At 73.3% G+C, this 20594-nt stretch carries 21 protein-coding genes and 1 pseudogene; 9 read left to right on the top strand and 13 right to left on the bottom strand.

Annotated elements, in window-relative coordinates:
* Positions 1-84 precede the first annotated feature (84 nt).
* Positions 85-1389, top strand: coding sequence for an MFS transporter (locus tag ABTY15_RS17265; RefSeq protein ID WP_350588922.1), 1305 nt, complete (start codon positions 85-87; stop codon positions 1387-1389).
* Between the two features lie 105 nt (positions 1390-1494).
* Here ABTY15_RS17265 and ABTY15_RS17260 read toward each other — a convergent pair whose 3' ends face one another.
* The 3 genes from ABTY15_RS17260 to ABTY15_RS17250 all read right to left on the bottom strand — a co-directional run bounded on the left by ABTY15_RS17260 (position 1495) and on the right by ABTY15_RS17250 (position 4954).
* A complete protein-coding gene (locus ABTY15_RS17260; RefSeq protein ID WP_350588921.1) occupies positions 1495-2997 on the bottom strand; it encodes a phosphodiester glycosidase family protein in 1503 nt (500 codons plus the stop codon).
* A 14-nt stretch (positions 2998-3011) separates the two neighbouring features.
* Positions 3012-3740, bottom strand: coding sequence for a peptidase inhibitor family I36 protein (locus ABTY15_RS17255; RefSeq protein ID WP_350588920.1), 729 nt, complete (start codon positions 3738-3740; stop codon positions 3012-3014).
* Between the two features lie 362 nt (positions 3741-4102).
* Complete coding sequence (locus ABTY15_RS17250; RefSeq protein ID WP_350588919.1) at positions 4103-4954, bottom strand: LysR family transcriptional regulator; 852 nt, start codon at positions 4952-4954, stop codon at positions 4103-4105.
* 81 nt (positions 4955-5035) lie between these two features.
* Between ABTY15_RS17250 and ABTY15_RS17245 the strand changes: the two genes are divergently transcribed.
* Positions 5036-5530, top strand: coding sequence for a cupin domain-containing protein (locus ABTY15_RS17245; RefSeq protein ID WP_350588918.1), 495 nt, complete (start codon positions 5036-5038; stop codon positions 5528-5530).
* Between the two features lie 212 nt (positions 5531-5742).
* On the top strand, positions 5743-5928 hold the full coding sequence (locus ABTY15_RS17240; protein WP_350588917.1) for a hypothetical protein: 186 nt from the start codon (positions 5743-5745) through the stop codon (positions 5926-5928).
* 90 nt (positions 5929-6018) lie between these two features.
* Here ABTY15_RS17240 and ABTY15_RS17235 read toward each other — a convergent pair whose 3' ends face one another.
* Positions 6019-6423 (bottom strand): DUF2267 domain-containing protein, encoded by a 405-nt coding sequence (locus tag ABTY15_RS17235; protein WP_350588916.1) that lies wholly within the window; start codon positions 6421-6423, stop codon positions 6019-6021.
* A 116-nt stretch (positions 6424-6539) separates the two neighbouring features.
* Positions 6540-6974 carry an Hsp20/alpha crystallin family protein gene (locus tag ABTY15_RS17230; protein WP_350588915.1) on the bottom strand — a complete coding sequence of 145 codons (435 nt, stop codon included), beginning with the start codon at positions 6972-6974 and terminating at the stop codon, positions 6540-6542.
* Between the two features lie 109 nt (positions 6975-7083).
* Between ABTY15_RS17230 and ABTY15_RS17225 the strand changes: the two genes are divergently transcribed.
* Both ABTY15_RS17225 and ABTY15_RS17220 read left to right on the top strand, forming a co-directional pair.
* Positions 7084-7758 (top strand): hypothetical protein, encoded by a 675-nt coding sequence (locus tag ABTY15_RS17225; protein ID WP_350588914.1) that lies wholly within the window; start codon positions 7084-7086, stop codon positions 7756-7758.
* Positions 7733-7960, top strand: coding sequence for a hypothetical protein (locus ABTY15_RS17220; RefSeq protein ID WP_350588913.1), 228 nt, complete (start codon positions 7733-7735; stop codon positions 7958-7960). Before ABTY15_RS17225 ends, ABTY15_RS17220 begins: the two co-directional genes overlap by 26 nt.
* A gap of 81 nt (positions 7961-8041) precedes the next feature.
* On the opposite strand, the gene ABTY15_RS17215 is transcribed toward ABTY15_RS17220, so the two are convergent.
* From ABTY15_RS17215 to ABTY15_RS17205, 3 genes and pseudogenes are all read right to left on the bottom strand, one after another.
* The gene (locus ABTY15_RS17215; protein ID WP_350588912.1) at positions 8042-8605 is read right to left on the bottom strand and encodes a hemerythrin domain-containing protein; all 564 of its coding nucleotides are present in this window, start codon (positions 8603-8605) and stop codon (positions 8042-8044) included.
* A 43-nt stretch (positions 8606-8648) separates the two neighbouring features.
* Positions 8649-8915: pseudogene (locus ABTY15_RS17210) on the bottom strand (WD40 repeat domain-containing protein); the annotation flags it as partial.
* A 214-nt stretch (positions 8916-9129) separates the two neighbouring features.
* The gene (locus ABTY15_RS17205; RefSeq protein WP_350588911.1) at positions 9130-10668 is read right to left on the bottom strand and encodes an amidohydrolase family protein; all 1539 of its coding nucleotides are present in this window, start codon (positions 10666-10668) and stop codon (positions 9130-9132) included.
* A 37-nt stretch (positions 10669-10705) separates the two neighbouring features.
* On the opposite strand from ABTY15_RS17205, the gene ABTY15_RS17200 reads away from it, so the two are divergent.
* Both ABTY15_RS17200 and ABTY15_RS17195 read left to right on the top strand, forming a co-directional pair.
* The gene (locus tag ABTY15_RS17200) at positions 10706-11383 is read left to right on the top strand and encodes a TetR/AcrR family transcriptional regulator (protein WP_350588910.1); all 678 of its coding nucleotides are present in this window, start codon (positions 10706-10708) and stop codon (positions 11381-11383) included.
* 67 nt (positions 11384-11450) lie between these two features.
* Positions 11451-12266, top strand: a complete 816-nt coding sequence (locus ABTY15_RS17195; RefSeq protein ID WP_350588909.1) for a maleylpyruvate isomerase family mycothiol-dependent enzyme — start codon at positions 11451-11453, stop codon at positions 12264-12266.
* A gap of 65 nt (positions 12267-12331) precedes the next feature.
* On the opposite strand, the gene ABTY15_RS17190 is transcribed toward ABTY15_RS17195, so the two are convergent.
* A complete protein-coding gene (locus ABTY15_RS17190) occupies positions 12332-14383 on the bottom strand; it encodes a SpoIIE family protein phosphatase (protein WP_350588905.1) in 2052 nt (683 codons plus the stop codon).
* Positions 14384-14625: 242 nt separating this feature from the next.
* On the opposite strand from ABTY15_RS17190, the gene ABTY15_RS17185 reads away from it, so the two are divergent.
* The gene (locus tag ABTY15_RS17185; RefSeq protein WP_350588903.1) at positions 14626-15924 is read left to right on the top strand and encodes a cation:proton antiporter domain-containing protein; all 1299 of its coding nucleotides are present in this window, start codon (positions 14626-14628) and stop codon (positions 15922-15924) included.
* 64 nt (positions 15925-15988) lie between these two features.
* On the opposite strand, the gene ABTY15_RS17180 is transcribed toward ABTY15_RS17185, so the two are convergent.
* The 4 genes from ABTY15_RS17180 to ABTY15_RS17165 form a co-directional block, all read right to left on the bottom strand.
* The gene (locus ABTY15_RS17180; protein ID WP_350588894.1) at positions 15989-16288 is read right to left on the bottom strand and encodes an SHOCT domain-containing protein; all 300 of its coding nucleotides are present in this window, start codon (positions 16286-16288) and stop codon (positions 15989-15991) included.
* Between the two features lie 85 nt (positions 16289-16373).
* Positions 16374-16820 carry a DUF6325 family protein gene (locus tag ABTY15_RS17175; RefSeq protein ID WP_350588892.1) on the bottom strand — a complete coding sequence of 149 codons (447 nt, stop codon included), beginning with the start codon at positions 16818-16820 and terminating at the stop codon, positions 16374-16376.
* A gap of 46 nt (positions 16821-16866) precedes the next feature.
* Positions 16867-17292, bottom strand: coding sequence for an SHOCT domain-containing protein (locus ABTY15_RS17170; RefSeq protein WP_350588891.1), 426 nt, complete (start codon positions 17290-17292; stop codon positions 16867-16869).
* A 64-nt stretch (positions 17293-17356) separates the two neighbouring features.
* Positions 17357-17578 carry a hypothetical protein gene (locus tag ABTY15_RS17165; protein ID WP_350588888.1) on the bottom strand — a complete coding sequence of 74 codons (222 nt, stop codon included), beginning with the start codon at positions 17576-17578 and terminating at the stop codon, positions 17357-17359.
* A gap of 254 nt (positions 17579-17832) precedes the next feature.
* Between ABTY15_RS17165 and ABTY15_RS17160 the strand changes: the two genes are divergently transcribed.
* Positions 17833-20538 (top strand): winged helix-turn-helix domain-containing protein, encoded by a 2706-nt coding sequence (locus ABTY15_RS17160; RefSeq protein ID WP_350588887.1) that lies wholly within the window; start codon positions 17833-17835, stop codon positions 20536-20538.
* Positions 20539-20594 lie beyond the last annotated feature (56 nt).

The raw sequence follows: 20594 nt of genomic DNA, 5'->3' as shown, positions 1-20594 counted from the left end.
CCCCATCCCCCCGCACGGCCTGCATGTTTTCGTCCACGCTAAAACACTGGTCGCCCCCCGGGCCAGCTGATGGTGTTGGCCGCCATGAGAACGGACCTGCCCCCCAGCGACCTCGCCTCCCGCGACCTTTCCGCCCGTGACCTGCCCGCCCGTGAGCGCCCCTCCCTCCGCCGCGACTTCCGCCGGCTCTGGACCGCCGACACGGTCAGCCAGCTCGGCACCGGCGTCACCCTGGTGGCCCTGCCCCTGGTCGCGATCAGGACGCTGCACGCCACACCCCTGGAGGCCGGCCTGCTGGTGATGTGCGAGTACCTGGCCGCCCTGCTGATCGGCCTGCCGGTCGGCGCCTGGGTGGACCGGATGCGGCACCGCCGGGTGATGATCACCGCCGACCTCGCCCGTGCCGCCCTGCTCGGCTCGGTGCCCGTCGCCGCCGCACTCGACCTGCTCAGCCTGCCCCAGCTCTACCTGGTCGCCTTCGGCCTCTCAGTCGGCACCGCGTTCTTCGACACCGCCTTCCAGAGCCACCTGCCCCGTCTGCTCGGCGGGGACGACCTGCTCGCCGGGAACGTCCGCCTGGAAACCACCCGCAACGTGGTGCAGATCGGCGGCCCGGGCCTCGGCGGCGGAGCGGTGGCGGCGCTCGGCGCGCCGTTCGCCGTCGTGGTCAACACCCTCACCTACGTCCTCTCCGCGCTCTCCCTGGCCCGGATCCGCACCCCCGAGCAGCGCCCCCGGCCGGACGGCCGCAGCCGGCTGCGCACCGAGATCGCCGAGGGGCTGCGCTTCGTCCTCGGCGACCGGCTGCTGCGGGCGGTCACCCTCAGCTCCGCCGTCTCCAACCTGTGCGGCACCATCGGCGCCTCCATGCTGCTGGTGCTGCTCGCCGACCGGCTCGGGCTCTCCGCCTTCCTGTGCGGCCTGGTGTTCACCCTGGAGGCGGTCGGCGGACTGCTCGGCGCACTGCTGGTCGGCCGCGCCGTCGCCCGCTTCGGTCAGGGCCGGGCGATGTGCCTCTCCCTGACGGTGAGCGGCCTGCTCTGGCTGCTGGCCGTGCCGCTCTACCAGGCCGACTGGCGGTTCGCTGTCGCGATCACCCTGAACGCGCTCGGCTGGGCGGCCTTCATGACCTACAAGATCAGCGTGGTGAGCCTCCGCCAGCAGACCTGCCCGCCCGAACTGCTCGGCCGGGTCACCGCCACCTTCCGCTTCGTGGTCTGGGGCCTGATGCCCTTCGGCGCCCTGATCGGCGGCCTGCTCGGCCAGACCGTCGGCGCCCGCGCCGCCCTCTGGACCGGCGCCCTCGGCGAACTCCTCGCCGTCGCCCCGCTGCTGCTCTCCCCGCTGCGTGCCCTGCGCGACCTGCCGCAGGCCGGTGCCCGGGCGTGAGGTCGGACGCCGACAGTGGTGGATCTCGGTGCCATCGTTGAGTCGCCGAGCGGCCCTCTCGCCGGCTGGGCCGGGGAGAGGGCCGGGGTCGTTCGGTGCGTGGCCCTACTTGGCGAGGCCGTAGCCGCCGACGGCGGCGTAGACGGTGTCGGCGACGTGGCGGGGGGACGGGTCGGTCGTGGTGGTGACGGGAGGTTCGTTGCCGTTCTGGTCGCGCAGGTTGAGGGTGGTCGAGCCGCCGCCGTCCATGTTGACGGCGTCGACGAGGTTGAGCGCCTTGAGCAGCTGGGCGAGCTCGCTTCGGGTGGCTCCGGCAGCGAGGGGCGCCGTGCCGCCCTTCTGTCCCTCGACGGTGACGAAGAAGAGGTGGCCGAAGCCGTCCGCGCCGCCGGCGGTGCGCCAGGCCCGCTTGTCGGTGTCCGTGGCCGGCTGGTAGACGACCGAGGCGTCGCGGATCAGGACGTCGCCGACGGGAGTCGTGTACATCGCCGGGTCGATCGGGTGCTCGACGGCGCCGGCCGGGGCGCGGCCGAACCAGGTGTCGGCGACGGCGTCACCGAAGCGGGTGTCGGTGATCACCGTGTGCAGGGTGACCGGCTTGCCGGCGCAGGCGTTGTCCCAGAGCCAGGCAGCGCCGTCGCCGGTGCCTTCCAGTGCTCGCCCGCCGGGCGGCACGTCGTGGCCGCCACGCGGGGCGTCGGAGACGATGCCGCCGGGGGTGGCGCCGGGGCGGAAGCAGTCGGTGGCCACGCCCGCCGAGTTGAACAGCACCTCGACGCCCGGGTCGTCGTCGGTGGCGGTGTCCTTCAGGACGTCCGGCGCCGGCGTCCTCGCCCCGAACTCGGGGGTGAACTCGACGATCTCCGACGGGTCGAAGCAGACGCCGTCGACCACCGTCACGTCGGCGTTGGCGGGGTCGGAGTTGCGCAGGCAGTGGCCGGCTCGACCGGGCAGCCGGTTGACGCCGTCGACCTTGCGGTTGACGGTGGAGTCGTCGGAGAGCTGCACGGTGAGCTTGGTGGCGAGCTCGGTGACGTACGGGCGGCCGTTCTGGAGCATCAACACGGAACCGGCCGGGCGCAGCACGGGCTTGGCGCCGGCCGGGGCGCCGGCGGTGAGCGGGACGTAGCGGCCGCCGGCGGCCTCGCTGAGTAGCCGCCCGTTCCTGACCGAGGTGCCGCCGAGGTCGCCGAAGAAGATCCGGTTGGCCGGGTCCAGGACCACGGCGTCGTCGAAGTAGCCGCCGTTGACCCCGAGGTAGGGGCGTCGGCTGGTCACCCCGGTGGTCTGCTCCAGCATCTCCTGGACGGTTTGCGTGGTGTACATGCCCTCGCCGATCGAGCCGTCGAAGGTGATCGGGGCCCGGCCCGGGTCGATGTCCATCACGTTGACCGTCCACGTCCGGTCGACGTCCTGGTAGACGGTACGGGTGATGCCGGGGAAGGGCGTGGTGCGGGCGCCCTGGGAGAGGGTGATGCCGCCCAGGACGATGTCGGTGTCGGCCGCGCCGGCCAGGCCGCTGCCGGGGACGGCGAGGACGGAGGCCGCCAGGCCGAGGGCGGCGGCGGTCCGGATCACGGCGGCACGCCGTGTGAGGGTGTGCTTCATGGAGGTCTCCCGGATCAGCAGAAGTAGGTGGCGGGGTGGCCGTCGGCGGCGACGACCAGACGGTCGGAGCTGAGCGTGCCGGCGTAGGGCGCGGGCACGAAGGTGCTGTCGCCGCTGAGGACGACGAAGGCCCGGTAGGTGGCGCCGTTGGCGGTCCAGGAGCCGGTGAGCCCGCTGTCCGGGTAGAAGCAGGCGTGCTTGGCGGTGTGGTTGAAGACGGAGACCGTCCGGTTGTCCCACTCGGTGCCGTAGGAGCGGATCTCGTCCTCGGTGAAGGAGGTCATGGCGCCGCGGCCGCTCTCCTCGGCGAACAGGCAGAGCCGCCCGGTCTCGCAGCGCTCGTAGCCGGTGAAGCAGCCGGCCTTGGACTTGGCGCCCTTGAAGGAGGTGACCTTGCCGTCCAGCCGGGTGCCGAGGTCGGCGAGGTTGGCCTGGCCGCCGGGGCGGATGGCCTGGACGGTGCCGCCGTAGCCGCTGTCGGCGTAGAGGCAGGCCCAGTAGGCGGACTGGTTGTCCACCGAGCGGGTCCGGTCGTTCCAGGCCGGGTCGACGGCCTGGACCGGGGCGGTGGGGTCGGTGGCGAGCTCGGCGCCCTGGCCGCCGTCCTGGTCGTAGAGGCAGAAGCCGCCGACGGTGCAGTGGCTGGTCCAGCTCGCGGCGGTGGCCCGGGTACCGGGCAGGAAGGCGATGACGAGCGCCGTGAGCAGGATGCCCATGACGGCGCGCGGAAGGTGTTGCCGCACGGCGGAGTTCCCCTTTGGGTGACGTCGGATCGTGAAAAATGGACACCGATTCCGACCTTCGGAGAGGTTTGCGCAACGGCGAAATCACGTGAGATGCGGCCGGAATCAGAGGTCCGTGCTCGAACTCCCGAGCGCGCAGTCGCGTGCGCCCGTGAAGGCCGTTTCCTCGGCGTCGGAGCAGAACTTTAGGCTCCTCGGACGGTCGGCGGGCGTGGACTGACGGCGCGAGCGCCTGTCCCACAGCTGTCTCACGCTGCTGAACTGCTGCTGTGTCGGTCGATGGATCTCGAATGTGAGACACCGGGGCGGGGTCTCTCGCCGGTTTCCGAAGCGAGTTGACGCAGTTTCAGAGTTGCCTGCGCTCAGTGACGGTAGGCGGCTGTCGCGATCTCGACGAAGGAGCGGATCAACGGATTGGTGTCACTTTCGTTCCACACCGCCACCACTCGGCTCGGCACCATGTCGATCAGCGGCACCACGGCCAACTCCGCGGGCAGGTCGTGGCCGAGCGGGGCCAGGCCGACCGTGCCGTTCCACAGCACGGCGTGAAGGCATTCCTGGACGGCGCGCACCACTGGGCCCTCGCGCGGTGTGCCGCCGTTCCAGTAGGACTGCCAGACGGGGTCGGTGCTCTGCGGGAACTGGAACCAGCGGCGGTCGCTCAGCTCGGCCAGCCGCAGCCGGTCGCGGCGGGCCAGCGGATCGTCGGCGCGCAGGACCACGCCGACCGGATCGGTTCGCAGCGCACGCACCGTCAGGGCGGTCTCGTCGAACGGCGCCCGGGTCAGGGCGACGTCGACCAGTCCGGCGCGCAGCCCGCACGTCGGGTCGGTCAGATCGGTGTCGCGGATGCGGATGTCGATGCCGGGGTGGGTCCGGCGGTAGGCGGCGGCCAGCCTGGCCACTCCCGGGTCGGTGCCGTCGCCCAGGATGCCGACCGTGATGGTCGCGGCGCCGGCTGCCGCGCTCACCCGTGCCCGGACGCGGTCGGCATGGTCGAGCAGGGCCCGCGCCTCGTCGAGCAGCACCACGCCCACCGGAGTGAGCGTGACGCCGATGGGCGAGCGGGCGAACAGCAGGGCCCCGACATCGGCCTCCAACTGCTTGATCGCCCGGCTCAGCGGCGGCTGACTCATGTGCAGTCGGGTGGCTGCCCGGCCGAAGTGGAGTTCCTCGGCGACGGCCACGAAATAGCGCAGGATCCGTAGCTCCACGCTGCAAAGATACCCACGGGGTATCGGCGCGGCGGGACGGGTCTTGGACACCGGTTGGCCCCCGGCGGTGCACTGGTGACCATGACCGAAGAAGCAGAGACCAACGCGCCGCAGGTCGAGCCCACCGTATCGGTGGTGGGCCCCGGCGACGGCGAGACGATCGTCCTGGGCACCACGCGCATGCGCGTCCTGGAGGACGGCAGCCACACCGGGCACCGCCTCGCGATCGCCGAGTCCGTCCTCGCCCCGCACACCCAGGGACCGCCGCAGCACCGCCATGCCCAGCACGACGAGGGCTTCTACATCCTGTCCGGGACGGTGCGGTTCACCGTCGGGGAAGAGGACCACGACGCCACCGCAGGCACACTCGTGGTGGTTCCGCCCGGGACCCCGCACACCTTCGCCAACCCGACCGACCAACCCGCCGTCATGCTCAGCACGTTCACCCCCGACCTGTACGTGCAGTACTTCCGGGACCTCCAGCAGGCGCTCGCCGACGGCCGGCCGTTGACGCCACAGGCCAACATCGACGCGATGAGCCGCTACGCGACCGAGCCCGCCGCCGACCTCGCCTGAAGCAGGGCCGGGCGCACAGCTGCCGCACGGTCCGAGGCGGCCGGCTGGTCAGGTGGACGTTCCACTCCGGGCCCACGTGAGGAGGCGGTCGCGCGGCCAGGTGGTGACGAGGTGGTCCGCGGGGAGGCCGAGGCGGGCGGCGCAGCCCGCTGGTCCTCGCGACGGTCCTGGGCTCGGCCGCCGCACTCGCCGCCGTCGTGCGGACGCCGGGTGTGAGCCGCTTCTTCGGGTGCACCCCGCTCGGCCCGGTGGCCTGGGCGGGCGTCGCCGCGTCCGTCGCCGTCGCGGTGGCGGCGCCCCCGCTGATCCCGCAGGTCGAACGGCTCGTGCTGCTCGTCCTGGCCCGGACCACGAGAGCCGGGCGCGATCGAGCGGCCGAAGGGGCTCACCACGAATGACACCCTCGCCGAGTACGGCACGGGCACGGTGATCGTCCGGGACGAGGGCACCTTCCAGGTAGAGCCGGCCGCGGCGGGCCCGGGGAGGGGTCAAGGACGTCGGTCGGCGACGGGGCGGCCGAAGAGGAGGTCGTATCCGGGCGGCAGTTGGAGCAGGACCTGCTCCATGAGGCGCTTCCCGGCGGCATCGGCCACGGTGGACAGGACGGCGCCGATGTCCCACAGGGCCGTGGCTTCGGTGGCGCCTTCGATCCAGGCGGCGGTGGCGCGCACGAACCGTTCGGGGCTGAGCGGTTCGGCGGCCTCCAGGGGGTTGAGCAGGACGAGGGCGAGGGTCTCGGGCAGGCGGGCTGCGAGATCGGCGCGCACGGCGCCGACCAGGTGGGCGCCGAGCAGGGCCAGGACGACGCGGGCGGATCGTTCCGCCTCCTCTGGCGTGTCGTACTCGCCGCGTTCCCGGACCCTGTCCAGGAACGTCTCCCAGCGCAGTGTCATCGCGCTCTCCTCACTTCGGCGTCAGGAGCGGTTCGGGAGTGGACAAGGGGGTGGGTCCCGTGCCGCACCGCCGGGGGGAGGGATCAGGTACGGCACGGGACGGTTTCCGGGAGGGGTCAGGCCTGGATCTGCTTGCGGCCGTCGCTGTGGCCGATGGCGATCTTGCGGGGCTTGGCCTTCTCGGCGACCGGGACCTTCAGGGTCAGCACGCCGGCGTCGTAGTCGGCGGTGATGCCTTCCGGGTCGAGGGTGTCGGAGAGCATGACCTGGCGGGAGAAGACTCCGAGCGGGCGCTCGGCCAGCTCCCACTTCACGTCGTCGCCCTGCCGGTGCGGCCGGCGCTCGGCCTTGACGGTCACCATGTTGCGCTCGACGTCGATGTCGATCGCCTCCGGGTCCACTCCGGGCAGGTCGAAGCAGATCACGTACTCCTCGCCGGCGCGATAGGCGTCCAGCGGCATGGGAGTCGGACGGGACCAGGTGCCGGTCGTGTTGAGGAATTGCTGGGTCAGGCGGTCCAGCTCGCGGAACGGATCGGTGCGCAGCAGCATCGCGGATCACCTCCACTGGTCGATGGGTGCCAGTGCGCTTCACCTGACTCCGTTGTAGCACGTCATCCATCCGATGACAAATGGGGAGTGTCGTCTGTAGAATGACGGCATGAGTAGGCAGCCGCCCAAGTCCGGGCCCGGCCCTGAGCCGGTCTCCTTCCTCGCCGCCGCGGCGGCCCTCGCCGTCATCGACGACGCCGTTCGCGCCGCCCGCGCACCCGCCGCCGCCTCCCAGGACGCCACTGAGGACGGTGCCGAGCAGGCTCTCGCCGCCCTGGCCCTGCTCCGCGAACTGCGTGCCCAGCTCGCGGACTGGGAGGCCCCGCTGGTCGAGGCCGCCCGCGCCGGCGGAGCGACCTGGGCGGACCTCGCCCACCCGATGGGCGTCGCCAGCCGCCAGGCCGCCGAGAACCGCTACCTGCGCCTGCGTCCCGCCGGCAGCACTTCCGCCGGCGCGGAGACCGGTGCCGAGCGGGTCAAGGCCGTGCGCGACCGCCGGGCCGCCGACCGCGCCGTCACCGTCTGGGCCCGCGACCACGGCGCCGCGCTGCGCGTCCTCGCCGCGCAGATCACCGCCGCGCCCGGCCACGCGCCGGCCGCCGGGTCCGCACTGGACGCCCTCACCGCCGCCCTCGGGGCCACCGACCCGGCCGACCTCATAGCGCCCCTGACCGGCATGCGGCCCCACCTCGCCGACGCCCACCCCGACCTCGCTGCCCGCCTCGACGACCTCGCCCACCACACCGAACGCCTGCGCCATGACAGTGACCAACGACGCGGCTGACCCTCTCGCCGCCGCCCAGGACCGCTGGCAGCACATCGAGGGCCGGCTCGCCGCCATCGAACTGCGGATCCGCGAACAGAACACCGCCGCCCTCGCCACCCTCGACACCTGCCTGGCTCGCCTCGAAGCCCTCCGTCAGAGCCTTGCCACTCAGCCCTGGCCACCTCGGACCGGCACCCCCGACGGGCCCGCCCGCCGGTGACGAACCCGCCGGCCGGTCGGTCGCGCGGCTTGCGTGCCCGCGCCGGTCACGAGTGCGGTCCGTCCGGGGTCAGGAAGTCCTTCAGCCGCTCGACGAGTCGGCGAGTTCGCGGGCCACGGTGGCGGGACCGTTCAGCCCTCCAGTGCGTCGGCGATGCGGTGCAGCATGCCGCTGCCGCTGCCGCTGCCGCTGCCGGTGGGGGTGGCGCGGCGCGGTCTCGCGCACGGCCTGCATCCGCTCGCCCATCTCCCGGAGTTCCTTGCGGCCGAGTGCGGCCCGGACCTTCGGGAACCAGGAGCTCTCCTCCTCGTCGATGTGCCGCTCGACCGCGTCGATCAGCACGGCGGCCTTGGCGTCGTAGCCCGCGTCGGCGGGGGTCATCCGGATCAGCTCCTCGCAGAGCAGGTCGGCGACGTGGTGCTCCTCCCTGGCGCGGTCCATGTCGTCGGCCAAGCCCGGCACCTCCTGCCGGAGCCTGGGGTAGAAGAGTTCGTCCTCCAGATAGGTGTGGACGGTCAGCTCCTCGACGATCCGCTCGACCTTCTCGCGCCGGGCGTCCTCGCCGCCCTGCCCGTCGCCCGCCACGAGCCCGCGGTACTCGCGGAACAGACGCCGCACTTCCCGGTGGTCCTCGCGCAGCAGCACGATGGCGTCGCGCGATGGTCTCGCCGTCCGGGCTGAACGCCACCGAGAGGACCTCGGCGGTGTGGCCGGTGAGGGTGGCGGTGTTGCGGCCGGTGGCGACGTCCCACACCATCAGCGTCCCGCCGTTGACGAGGGTCTTGCCGTCGGGGCTGAACGCCACGGAGTCGACCGCACGGGTGGAGGCGCTGAGCGTGGCGGTGGTCCTGTCGGTGGCCATGCTCCACAGCCGTACGGTGCCGTCGTAACTACTGCTGGCAAGGGTCTTCCGTCGGGGCTGAACGTCACGTCGCCGACCGCTGGTGGTCTGCATGACCGGGCCGTTCATCCGCATCAGGGCCGAGTGGAAGGTGAGGCGGACGTCGAGCGGGACCACGTTGAAGGTGGTCGCGACATTGACGGCGCCGTAGCCGAAGGCGCCGGCGAGCAGGCCGGTGGACAGCAGGGCGAGCGCGTTGACGAGCCGGAGGCGCATGGTGGGACTCCTGGTCGGTAGGACGGCGGGCGGGCGGGTGGCCGGGTTCTGCTCAAGTCCCGGAGGGGCCGGCTTCGGTGGGCTCGGCGGCGGCGGTTGCGACGTCGGCCAGCATGCGGGCCCGTTGCTCCGGGCCGATGCGGTGCCCGCGGACCAGGACGGTGTGGATGCGCGTGGTGTTGCGGATGTCGGCCAGCGGGTCGGCGTCCAGGACGACGAGGTCGGCGGTCTTGCCGGGTTCGACCGTGCCGATGGAGTGGGCCAGGCCGAGGAAGCGGGCGGGTTCGAGGGTCGCGGCCTGGAGGGCGCGCAGGGGTGAGAACCCGGCGTCCACGAGGGCCGCGAGCTCGTCGTGCAGGCCGAATCCCGGGATGACGTACGGCAGGTCTCCGGCGTCGGTGCCGGCGAGCACCGGTACCCGGGCGCGCTCCAGCTCGCCGACGAAGGCCAGCCGGAGATCGAGCAGGGCGCGTCGCTGGGCGCTCTCCTCGGGGGTCCGACCGCCCTTGATGAGGTTCTCCAGTGCCCAGCGCCAGCCCTCGGCCACCGCCACCGGAACGTACTTCAGCCGGTCGTCGCTCAGCGCCACGTCGTCCGGCCGGTCGAGCATCCGGTACGTGACGAGGGTGGGGACGATGCGGGTGCGGTTGCGGGCCAGGGTGGCGAACACGGTGGCGGCCTTGCGCGGGCTGTAGCTGGTGGCCGCGTCCCACTCCAGCCGGTGGATCTCGTGCAGCCAGCTGACGAAGTCGCCGCGGCCGATCTTCAACTCGGCGACCCGCGCGCGCAGTTCCTGCTCCCGGGTGGAGGTGTCGTACCAGGTCGAGTAGAGGTGCTCGACGCTGCACTGCCCCCTCGCGCTGGCCGTGCTCAGCGCGACGGCGTCCGGACAGTGCCCGGCGAAACGGATCCCCTGCCGCCGTGCCTCGTCCGCGATCACCCGGTGCAGGTCGTCCGGCAGCCTGGAATACACCTTGACGAAGTCGGCGCCGTCCGCCTTGGCCTGGCGCACCGCCTGTCGTGCCTGCGTCTCGGTGGCGACCTCGACGAACTGGGCGGGGTCGCCGATGGTGGGAGCGCCGTCGATGATGCGGCTGGCGATGACCGACCGCGGTCCGAGCAGCTCGCCCCGCTCGACCCGGTCGCGCCATTGGTGCAGGAGGGGAGTGCCGGACATCTCCCGGACGGTGGTGACGCCGTTGGCGAGGTAGAGCGGCGGTGAGATCCGTTCCGAGGGGATGCTGTGCACGTGGGCGTCGACCAGCCCGGGGATCAGGTACCTGCCCGGCAGGTCGATGATCTCGGCGCCGGGCGGCAGCGCGACCTCGGCCCGGGCCCCCAGCGCCGCGATCCGCTGCCCCCGGATGAGCACGGTCATGTCCCGGCGTGGCGGCCGTCCGGTGGCGTCGACGACGGTGACGCCGGTCAACGCGAGGGCGGGGTCGGCCGGTTGCGCGGTCGCTCGCCCCGATGACTGGACGGTTGCTGCGGTTCCGGCCGCCACCGCCATCGCGCCGGCCCGCAGCACGGCGCGTCGGCGGAGCCCGGCCGTGCGCGATCCAGGTCCGGCTGTGCTCGTTAAGTTTGACATGACGTCAAACATAAGGGTCCCTGCTAATCTTGACAAGATGTCAGAGCAAACGACCCCCCGACGCCGGCGGCGCCGCACCGACGCCGATCGCAGCGCGGAAGCGATCCTGAGGGCCGCCACGGAAATCCTGGCCGCTCAGCCGAACGCGAGCGTCGAGGAGATCGCCGGGGGCGCGGGGGTGAGTCGCCAGACCGTCTACGCCCACTTCAAGTCCCGTGACGCACTCGTGAGCGCGGTGATCGACGCGATCACCGGCGAGGCGGTGGCGGCCATGGAGGCCGCTGCCCTGGACGACGGCCCCGCCGTGGACGCTCTGCTCCGTCTGCTCGACGTGAGTTGGCGAACGATCCAGCGGTACCCACTGCTGCTGGGCGCCCTCACCGCTGGCGCAGCAGCAGTGGACAGCGACCGCGACACCGAGGCCCAGGCCCGGGCCCGGGCCGACGAAACCCGCCATGAACCGGTGAACGACCACCTCGACCGCGTGCTCAGGAGGGGACAGGAGTCCGGCGAGTTCACTCACGACCTGCCGACCGCCTGGCTCGCGACCGCCGTCGTCGCACTCGGCCACGCCGCGGGAGGCGAGGTCGCCACCGGACGGATGACGCTCCAGGACGCCGCCGATGCTCTCGCCCGAAGCGTCCTGCGCCTCTGCGGCGTCGGCCCCTCGACGATCACCGGCGTCCTGGACCGGGCCGCCCGGCGCGAACACTGACCGGAGAGCGACCGGCCCGTACGTCGGGTCTGGACAGCGGCGCGGGGGTCGGTCAGTCTTCACCTCCATGACGCTCCAGTCCCCCCAGCACCACTCCGGCGCCGCGCGTACCGCGCTGTTCGAGGCGATCACCGCGGTCGGCGGCGAGGCCGTCGCCCTGCTCGCCGACTGCCGCGGCGAGACCCCGATACCCGGTGCCGAGTGGACGGTCGCCGAGGCCGCCGCCCACCTGGCGATGGCCAACGAGCTGATGGTCGCGCTGGCCGCCGGTGAGGAACGGCCGTACGGGGACGGCACTCCGGCTTCGCTGGCGGCGGCGAACGCGGCCTCGCTGGCCGAGCGGCCGGAGCGGGACCCGGCCGTGCTCGCGGAGGCGATCGCCCGGCTGGCCCGGGAGTTCGCGGTGGCCGCCGCCCCGCGCGCCGGCACCGAGCCGGTGCGGACCCCGCTCGGCCCGATGGACCTGGACACCCTCGGTGCCTACCTGCTGACCCACATGCTGGGCCACCTCTACGACATCGCCGTCGCGCTCGGGCGGCCGCACCCGATCGACCCGTACCGCGTCGGGCTGACGATGCCGTTCGTGCGGGCGGTGATGCCGTGGGTGCTGAGCGCCCGCGCCGCGGGCCACAGCGCCTGCTACCGGCTGCGGGTGCGCGGCCTCGGCGGCTTCGCGGTGACCTTCACGGACGGCACCGCCGTGGTGAGCCAGGAGCCGCCGCGCCGCCCGGACTGCACGATCCGCACCGAGCCGGTGGCGTTCCTCCTCATCGCGCTGGGCCGCTGCACCGCCACCGGCGCCCTCGCCCGGGGCAAGGTGCTCGCCTGGGGCCGCCGGCCCCGGCTGGCCCTGGGCTTCCCCGGGCTGTTCGCCGCACCCTGACCGGCGGTCCGCACCGCCTCCCGGCGAATCCGAACCACCAGCGCTCGTCCGGGCGCCGCGGGTCGTCAGGTGACTTCGGCGATGAGGAGGGCGACGTCGTCCTGGTCGTCCGGGTGGCGCAGCGCGGTCAGGAGGTGGTCGGTGGTGGCTTCCAGGGCGAGGGGCGGGCCGGTGAGGAGGTCGAGGAGGAGGTCGAGGCGGGCGTCGATGGGCTGGTCGCGGGTCTCGACGAGGCCGTCGGTGTACAGCAGGAGGCGGTCTCCGGGGCGCAGGTCGAGCGTGGTGGTGCGGAAGGCGACGTCGCCGACCCCCAGGGGCGTGCCGGTCGGGAGGGTGAGCAGTTCGGGTGGGTCGGTGGGCCGGACCAGGGCGGGGGGAAGGTGGCCGGCGAGGGCGATGCGGCACTGTCGCCGGCGCGGGTCGAAGACGGCGTAGACGCAGGTGGCGATGGTGTCGTCGAGGCCGGCGGTGGTGCGGTCCAGGTGGCGGAGCACCTGGGCGGGGTCGAGGTCGAGGCCGGCCAGGGTACGGGTGGCGGTGCGGAGCTGACCCATGGCGGCGGCGGCGTTGATGCCGTGGCCCATGACGTCGCCCACGACGAGCGCGGTTCTGTCGTCGGTGAGGGTGATGGCGTCGAACCAGTCGCCGCCGGCCTCGGAGACGGCGGCCGCGGGCTGGTAGCGGTAGGCGATCCGCAGTCCGACGGCGTGCGGTGGCGGGCGGGGGAGGAGGTGGCGCTGGAGGGTGAGGGCGGCGTTGCGCTGGCTCTGGTACCAGCGGGCGTTGTCGATGCAGACGGCGGCGCGGGCGGCCAGCTCGCCGGCCAGGATCACGTCGTCCTCGTCGAACGGCAACGGGTTGTCGGTGCGTTTGAGGTCCAGCGCGCCGAGGACCTCGCCGCGGGCGGTCAGCGGTACGGCCAGGTAGGAGTGCAGGCCCGCCTCGGCGAGGAGAGCGGCGCCCGCGTCGTCGCGGGCGATGCCGGGCAGGTCCGCTTCGCGAACGCGGGCGACGAGGACGGGGCGGCCGGTTCTGACGCTCCGGGTGACCAGGCGGTTGGCGTCGTACTTGGCGATCTCGCCGGGCGGGTCGGCGGCGCGGACGGCGGCGCCGGGACGGGTGGCCCGGACGGCCAGGGCGCGGAAGGTCGCCGGCCCGGTGACGGGCCCGGTGTTGGTGCGCGGTTCCAGCACCGAGTCGAGGACGTCCACGGCGGCGACGTCCGCGAGCTCCGGGACGACGAGGTCGGCCAGCTCCCGGGCGGTCTGGTCGAGGCCGAGGGTGGTCCCGATGCGGGCCGAGGCCTCGGCGATGAGCACCAGCCGTCGCCTGGTCTTCGCGGCCTCGGTGGCCGCGCGTCGGCTCTCGGTGACGTCCAGAACCGAGGTCGCCAGCCCGATCACCCGCCCGGCGGGGTCGTCCAGGCGGTAGTAGGACACCAGCCAGGAGTGGTCGTGGTCGGGGTCGGCGGGCGTGCGGCCGGTCGTGAAGTGGTCGAGCCGGGGCGTGCCGGTGGCCAGGACCCGCCGCATCACGTCCTCGACGTCGTCCGTGTCGAGGAAGGGCAGCGTCTCCCGGACGGTGCGGCCGAGGTGGTGTTCGGCCGGCAGGCCGTTGATGCGCTCCAGCGCCGGGTTGACCAGGACGAACCGCAGCTCGGGGTCGAAGACCGCCAGCCCGATCGGGGACTGCGCGACCAGTCGCACGGACAGGGCCAGATCACGTTCGACACCGCGCAGCACGCCGACGTCGGTGGCGATGCCCAGGGCGTAGAAGCCGCCGTGCGCGTCCTGGAGGCGCATGTTGCGGAACTCGATCAGCCGGGTACCGCCGTCCTTGTGCCGCACCGGGAACACCCCTGCCCACGGCCCGGAACCGCCCATCACGTTGGCGAACAGGTCGAGGACGAGGCCGACGTGCTCCTCCCGTACGAGCAGCTTCGCCGCGTACCGGCCGAGTGCCTCCTCGGCGGTCCAGCCGAACAGGTCCTGCGCCTGCGGGCTCCACAGCAGGATCCGCCCGTTCGCGTCCAGCAGCGCCGCGGCGACGCCCAGCACGTCCAGCAGGCCACCCGGCTCGGACGGCGTCACCCGTGGCGGTTCGGAGGAAGCATCCATGCTCCGCCTCCTTCTGCCGGGCGCGGGTGCTGACAGCCGCGCCAGGACCCGTGCGGTGCGGTGCCTCCCATCGTCTCTCCCCACCGGCTCACCCGACAGCCGCGGGACGGGCCGCCGTGGTCCCGCCGTGGTTCCGACGTGGGTCGGCCGTCACCGGGTGCGGGCGCGTCGGTCGCGGTGCGTGTCCGGAGGCTGCCCCAGAGTGGAGCGCATGCCCGGGAGAGCGCGTCAGCGGAGGTTCCATGAGTGACACGGCCTGGACCGTGGTGGCCGTCAGCGGTGTGACCGCCGCCTATGCGCTCGGCTCGCAGCGCCTCGGGCGGACGCCGGTCTCCTCCGCGATCGTGTTCGTCGGCTTCGGCATCCTGCTCGGGCCCGTCGGTCTCGACCTGGTGAGCCTGCGGCACGACAGCGGGCTGCTGCTCGGCCTGCTGGAGGCTGCCCTGACCCTGGTGCTGTTCACCGATGCCATGGCCGTGCGGGCGAGGGAGCTGCGGACGGGCGGTGCCCTGCCCGGCCGGCTGCTGGGGCTCGGACTGGTGCTCAGCGTCGGGCTGGGGTGGCTCCTGGCGTGGCCGCTGTTGCCGGGGCTCACCGTGTGGGAGCTGGCGCTGGTGGGCGCCGTGCTGGCTCCCACCGACGCCGCGCTGGGCATCAGCGCCATCTCCAACCCCCGGGTGCCGTTGATGGTGCGCCAGGCGCTGAACGTCGAGAGCGGACTCAACGACGGCATGGTGCTGCCGCTCTTCGTGCTGTTCCTGGCCGCCATCCCCGGCACCAGCTACGCCGAGGAGGGGATGGACGGCACGGTCTGGCGGGCGCTGGTGTTGAGCACCGTGCTCGGGCTGGTCGTCGGCGGAGTCGGCGGCCGGCTGCTGCAACTGTCGAGCGGCCGCGGCTGGGTGACCCTCGAATGGCGCCAGATCTACGTGCTCGCGGTGGCCGTGGGCGCCTACGGCCTGGCGGTGGTCACCGAGGGAAGCGGCTTCATCGCCGCGTGGGTCGCGGGATTCGCCTTCGCCTACGCGCTGCGCCACAGCGAACCGCCGGTGCCCGAGGAGGGCGACCGGACGGCCGACCTGGCCGAGTACCTGGGCGCGCTGCTGGCCATGCTCAGTCTGCTGGTGTTCGGCGCGGTGATGCTCGGCCCGGCACTGCAGCACCTCGACTGGCGGATCGTCGGCTACGCGCTGCTCAGCCTCACCGTGGTCCGCACGGTCCCGGTCCTCGTCGCCCTGGCCGGAGCGCGGCTGCGACCGCCCACGCTGGCCTACATCGGGTGGTTCGGTCCCCGTGGCCTCGCCTCGATCGTGCTCGGACTCCTGGTCGCGGAGCAGCACGTCCGCGGGGTGGAGCTGATCACCAGGGTGGTCGCGATCACGGTCGGCCTCAGTGTGCTGCTGCACGGCGCCTCCGCGGTGGTGCTCTCCGAGCGCTACGGCCGCTGGTACGAGCGGGCCGCGGCCGCCACCCCCGGCCTGCGGGAGAGCGTGGCCGAGTCGGCCACGCTCCGGCGGCGGCGCCGTCTCGATCCGCGGTGAGGGCCGGGGGCGGAGCCCGAGGGTGAGGGCCGGGGGCAGCGACCGGGGGTGGTGAGGGCGGAGGTCAGAGACCGAGCAGCCGGGACTTCGCGACGGCGAACTCGGCGTCGCTGAGCGCTCCCTGTTCGTGGAGCTGGGCAAGGCGCTCCAGGTTGGCGATCGCGTCCGAGCCGCCCGCCGGCGCCTGCGCGGGAGGCGGAGGCGGGGGCGGTGCGGCGACCGCCTCTTCGGCGGCTGCCTTCTCGGCCTGGTGCCTGGCCACCCGGCCGGAGACGGCGGTCGCGGTTCCGGCGACCACGGCGGTGCGGGCGGCGGTTCCGACGAGGCCTGGACGTCCGCCACGGGCCAGTCGACGACCCAACATGATGGTGCTCCTCTCAACCGAGATGAACCGAGATGAACGGAGGTGAACCGAGGTTGAACCAAGGTGAACCGGGGTGGATACGGGGTCAGGCCTCCGCCTCCGCCGCCGCCGCGGCGGCCGCCTCCAACGCCAGCGCCACGACCGGGGCCGGGATCCGCTCGTGCGCCACCACCAGGCCGCCGGCCCCGGCGACGGCCTGGACCATCGGGGCGGCCCAGGTGTTCTCCCAGGCGAGCAGTGCCGCCGAGGAGTTGGGCACGAGTTCCTGGGCGATGAGGTCGAGGTCCTCGTCGCTGAACAGACCGCCGACCTCCCCGTCGACTTCGAGGAACAGCGAGGCCTCCTCGGGGTCGAGCATCTGCAGTTCGACGTGACTGGTCGTGCCGTCCGCGTCCTTCTTCACGAAGGTCAGGTCGAGGATCCGGACGATCCCGTTGTCGACCAGCCGCTTCAGCTCCGGGACGATCTCGCCCTTGAACCGGTTACCGGGGAAGGCGATGACGACGTACTCGACCGGGCCGATGTCCAACATGTCGTGCGCTCCTGTCTGGGCTTGCGGGATCAGGCGGCTCGCGGGATCAGGCCAGGATCTTGGCCTTGGCCGCCGCGTACTCCTCCTCGGTGATGGTGCCGCGGGCCTTGAGGTCGGAGAGCTTGGCGAGTTCGTCGGCGGTGCTGCCGGTCGGGGCCGCGGTCTCGCGGACGTACTCACGGAACTCCGCCTGCTGCTTCTGGACGTGGGCCAGCTCCCGCTTGCCCATGCCCGTACCGCGGGCGATCAGGTAGACGAAGACGCCGAGGAACGGCAGCAGGACGACGAAGATGCACCACCCCGTCTTGCCCCCGCCGCCCAGGTCGTCGTCGCGGAAGATGTCCGCGATGATCCGGAACAGCAGCATGAACCACAGGATCCAGAGGAAGATGATGCAGGTGGTCCAGAAGAGGTTGAGCAGCGGGTAGTCGCTGGCCAGGCTGGTCGTGGCGAGGTTCGTTGCGGTCTGCATGGTCGTCTCCGGTGTCGGGGGCAGGAAGGGTCAGGAAGGGTCGGGAAGGTTGGGCGGGTCCGCGTCACTGGCGGGCCATGGCGATCCGGATGCGTTCCCCGGGTTGGATGTAGCGGTCGTACCCGACGTCGTCGAGCATCACGATCAGCACGTTCGGTGCCCTCTCCGGCGGCCGCAGCGGCCGGATCGGCGGGAAGGACGTGTCCGGGTCCTTGGCGTCGTACGTGATCGGTCCCGGGCGCGGGATGTCCGGGATCGGCAGGACCTGCCGCTGGATCTCTGCCATGAGCGACTGCCTTTCGTCCCGTCCGCGGGTCGGACCCGCAGCTCCGCTGGGTCCAGGTTGCGGTGGGGACGGATCGGCCGCCTCACCCCGTGGGGGTGAAGATCGGGGGCGGCGACCGGCGGGCGGAGGCCGGCCCGGTCGGGCGCCGCCCGGGGCCGGGCAGGGCGCGGGACCGGGGCGGAATCACCCGCTCCAGGTGACCACCGGTGGTGCGCACCGCCCGGCCGAGGTTGAGTGGAAGCAGCACCCCGCCCGTGGCAGACCCAGCCCGCACCCCCGGTGACCAGATGCAGAACCCCGCAGAACCAGGCTCCCCGGAGCCGCCCCGGCCGCCGTTGCCCGCCGGTGATCCGCTGTTGGCGGCCCGGTTCGACGTTCCGGCGGTGCCGCGGGTGCTGGTGCGCCGGCCCGGCCCGCTCGACCTGCTCACCTCCGGTGTCGAGGGGCCGCTCACCCTCGTCAACGGGCCGGCCGGAGCGGGCAAGACCGTGCTGGTCGCCGACTGGGTCGCGAGCGGCCGCTCCCCGTACCCGACCACCTGGCTGACCGCCGAGGCCGACGACGCCCCCGGCGTCTTCTGGGCCTACGCCCTGGAGGCGCTGCGCCGCGGCGGTGTCCGCACACCGGCCGGGCTGGGCCGGCCGGCCCGGGCCGAAGGAGTGGACCGCTCACTGCTGACGCGCCTGGCCGACGTGCTGTCCGAGGGCGCCGAACCGGTGGTCCTGGTGATCGACCACGTGGACGCCGCCACCGCGCCCGCCCTCGTCGACGGGCTGCAGTTCCTCCTGCGGCACGCCTGCGGGGGCCTGCGGCTCGTCCTGCTCGGCCGCTCCGAGCCGCTGCTGCCGCTGCACCGGTACCGGACCGCCGGTGAGATCACCGAGGTCCGCAACGCCGATCTGCGCTTCACCGAGGCGGAGACCCGGGAACTGCTGGCCGGCCACGGACTGGACATCCCCGAGGCGGGCGTGCGGCTGCTGATCGAGCGCACCGAGGGCTGGGCCGCCGGGCTGCGCCTGTGCGCGCTGGCGATGCAGCACACCGGCGATCCGTGGACCTTCATCCGGGAGTTCGCCGCCGACCGCACCACGATCGCCGACTACCTGCTGGCCGAGGTGCTGGACGCCGAACCCCTGCCCACCCAGGACCTGCTGCTGCGCAGCTGCATCGCCGATCCGATCACCCCCGGGCTCGCGGACGCCCTGACCGGCCGTCAGGACGCCGCCTGGACGCTCGCCGGCTTGGCCCGCCGCAACGCCTTCGTGGAGCCGGTGGACGGCTCCCTCGCGTACCGGCTGCACCCGCTGTTCGCCGAGGTGCTGCACGCCCATCTCCGGTACCGGGAACCGGGGTTGGAGGCCCAGCTGCACAGTCGGGCAGCCCGTTGGTTCGCCGGTGAGCGGCGGCTCAACGAGGCCGTGGAACACGCCGCCGCGGCCGCGGACTGGGAGTTCGCCGCCGCGCAACTGGTCGACAACCTGGCCGTCACCTCCCTGTTCACCGGGCTGGACACCGAACGGCTGGGCCGGGTGTTCGCCGCCATGCCGCCGGACGTCCCCGGTGCGACACCCGCCCTGGTGACGGCGGCCTGCCGGCTCGCGGAGCACGACCTGGCCGGCTGCGAGGAGGGGCTGCGGCGTGCCGACCGGTGCACCGGCCCGCAGACGCCCGCCGAATTGCTGCTGGGCAGGGCGCTCGTCCGGGTACTGGCGGGCCGGTTGGCCGCCGACCTGCCGGCCGCCGAGGAGGCCGCGGCCGACGCCGAGGGCCTGCTGGCCGAGGTGCCACCCCGGCTGGCGGCCGCGCACCCGGAGATCCGCGCCCTGGTGCTGGCCGGCCTCGGCTCGGCCGAACTCGGCGCGGGCAACCTCGACCGGGCCGAGACCGAACTGGTCGCGGCGGTCGAGGCGTGCGGGCCGGCGGGGACGGAGTACCCGCTCTGCGACTCGCTGGGCGCCCTGGCCCTGGTCGAGCTGCTCCAGGGGCGGCTGCGGAAGGCCGAGGCGCACGCCCGCGAATCGCTCGCCGTCGCCGAGGGGGCCGCGCTGCCGCCGGACCGGCCTCCGCTCGACCACCTGGTGCTGGCGGGCGTCGCGGCCGAGCACGACGACCTGCCGACCGCCAGGTCCCAGCTGGCCCTGGCGACCACCGGGCAGGACGGCCTGCCGGCCGAACCCGTCGCCGCGGTGGGCGCGGCCGTCATCGGGGCCAGGCTCGCGGTCGCCGACGGGGAGTGGCAGCGGGCCCTGGCCCTGCTGCACACGGTGGGCCGCGGCCCGGTCTCCGCGCGGCTGTCCGCGTGGACGGTGGACGAACTGGCCATCGCCGAAGCTCACGCCCACCTGGCCCACCGCGACCCCGCCGCCGCGCTCCGGGCCCTGGACGCCGCCCCGTCCGGACGGCCCGAGCACACCGTGGCCGAGGCACGGGCGCTGCTGGCGGACGGGCAGCGCGAGCGGGCGCTGGAGCTGCTGGCCGCGCTGCCCGGCGGCGAACCCGGCACGGTGGCCGGCCGGACCCAGGTGTGCCTGCTGCGGGCCCAGGCGGCGGCCGACGGCGGACAGTCCGAGGAGGCCCGGCGGCTGCTGGGCCGGGCCCTCGGCATCGCCCGACCGGAGGAGCTGCGCCGGGTGTTCGTCGAGAGCGGCCCGTGGGTGCGCCGGCTGCTGGGCGTCGACCCGCACCTCGCCCAGGCCCACTCCTGGCTGCCCGCCCGGACCCCGGGGGGCCTGCCGGCCGACGCCCGTGGTCTGTCACCCGGGATGGTGGAGCAGCTGAGCGAGCGCGAGCGGGAGGTGCTGGACCAGGCCGCGCAGATGCTCTCCACGGAGGAGATCGCCGCCGCGCTCTACGTCTCCGCCAACACCGTCAAGACCCACCTCAAGAGCATCTACCGCAAGCTCTGCGTCACCCGCCGCAGCGAGGCCGTCCGCCGGGCCCGCGAACTGGGGATGCTCTGAACCGGCTCTGACCGGCCCGGCGGGCGCGAACCACCCGAACCAGGCGACGTACACCC

It is taken from the genome of Kitasatospora sp. NPDC097643 (genome assembly GCF_040302625.1).
GTDB lineage: Bacteria > Actinomycetota > Actinomycetes > Streptomycetales > Streptomycetaceae > Kitasatospora.
The sequence above is the reverse complement of the archived record's forward strand: the minus strand, read 5'-3'. Positions and strand labels throughout refer to the sequence as shown.

Bases quoted from the DNA above. Each gene is read 5' to 3' on its own strand.
- ABTY15_RS17200 (WP_350588910.1), top strand. From the start codon at position 10,706: ATGTCAGAGCAAACGACCCCCCGACGCCGGCGGCGCCGCACCGACGCC.
- ABTY15_RS17190 (WP_350588905.1), bottom strand. From the start codon at position 14,383: ATGGATGCTTCCTCCGAACCGCCACGGGTGACGCCGTCCGAGCCGGGT.
- ABTY15_RS17205 (WP_350588911.1), bottom strand. From the start codon at position 10,668: ATGTCAAACTTAACGAGCACAGCCGGACCTGGATCGCGCACGGCCGGG.
- ABTY15_RS17175 (WP_350588892.1), bottom strand. From the start codon at position 16,820: ATGTTGGACATCGGCCCGGTCGAGTACGTCGTCATCGCCTTCCCCGGT.
- ABTY15_RS17225 (WP_350588914.1), top strand. From the start codon at position 7,084: ATGAGTAGGCAGCCGCCCAAGTCCGGGCCCGGCCCTGAGCCGGTCTCC.
- ABTY15_RS17170 (WP_350588891.1), bottom strand. From the start codon at position 17,292: ATGCAGACCGCAACGAACCTCGCCACGACCAGCCTGGCCAGCGACTAC.
- ABTY15_RS17235 (WP_350588916.1), bottom strand. From the start codon at position 6,423: ATGACACTGCGCTGGGAGACGTTCCTGGACAGGGTCCGGGAACGCGGC.
- ABTY15_RS17195 (WP_350588909.1), top strand. From the start codon at position 11,451: ATGACGCTCCAGTCCCCCCAGCACCACTCCGGCGCCGCGCGTACCGCG.
- ABTY15_RS17185 (WP_350588903.1), top strand. From the start codon at position 14,626: ATGAGTGACACGGCCTGGACCGTGGTGGCCGTCAGCGGTGTGACCGCC.
- ABTY15_RS17260 (WP_350588921.1), bottom strand. From the start codon at position 2,997: ATGAAGCACACCCTCACACGGCGTGCCGCCGTGATCCGGACCGCCGCC.
- ABTY15_RS17220 (WP_350588913.1), top strand. From the start codon at position 7,733: ATGACAGTGACCAACGACGCGGCTGACCCTCTCGCCGCCGCCCAGGAC.
- ABTY15_RS17245 (WP_350588918.1), top strand. From the start codon at position 5,036: ATGACCGAAGAAGCAGAGACCAACGCGCCGCAGGTCGAGCCCACCGTA.
- ABTY15_RS17230 (WP_350588915.1), bottom strand. From the start codon at position 6,974: ATGCTGCTGCGCACCGATCCGTTCCGCGAGCTGGACCGCCTGACCCAG.
- ABTY15_RS17180 (WP_350588894.1), bottom strand. From the start codon at position 16,288: ATGTTGGGTCGTCGACTGGCCCGTGGCGGACGTCCAGGCCTCGTCGGA.
- ABTY15_RS17165 (WP_350588888.1), bottom strand. From the start codon at position 17,578: ATGGCAGAGATCCAGCGGCAGGTCCTGCCGATCCCGGACATCCCGCGC.
- ABTY15_RS17265 (WP_350588922.1), top strand. From the start codon at position 85: ATGAGAACGGACCTGCCCCCCAGCGACCTCGCCTCCCGCGACCTTTCC.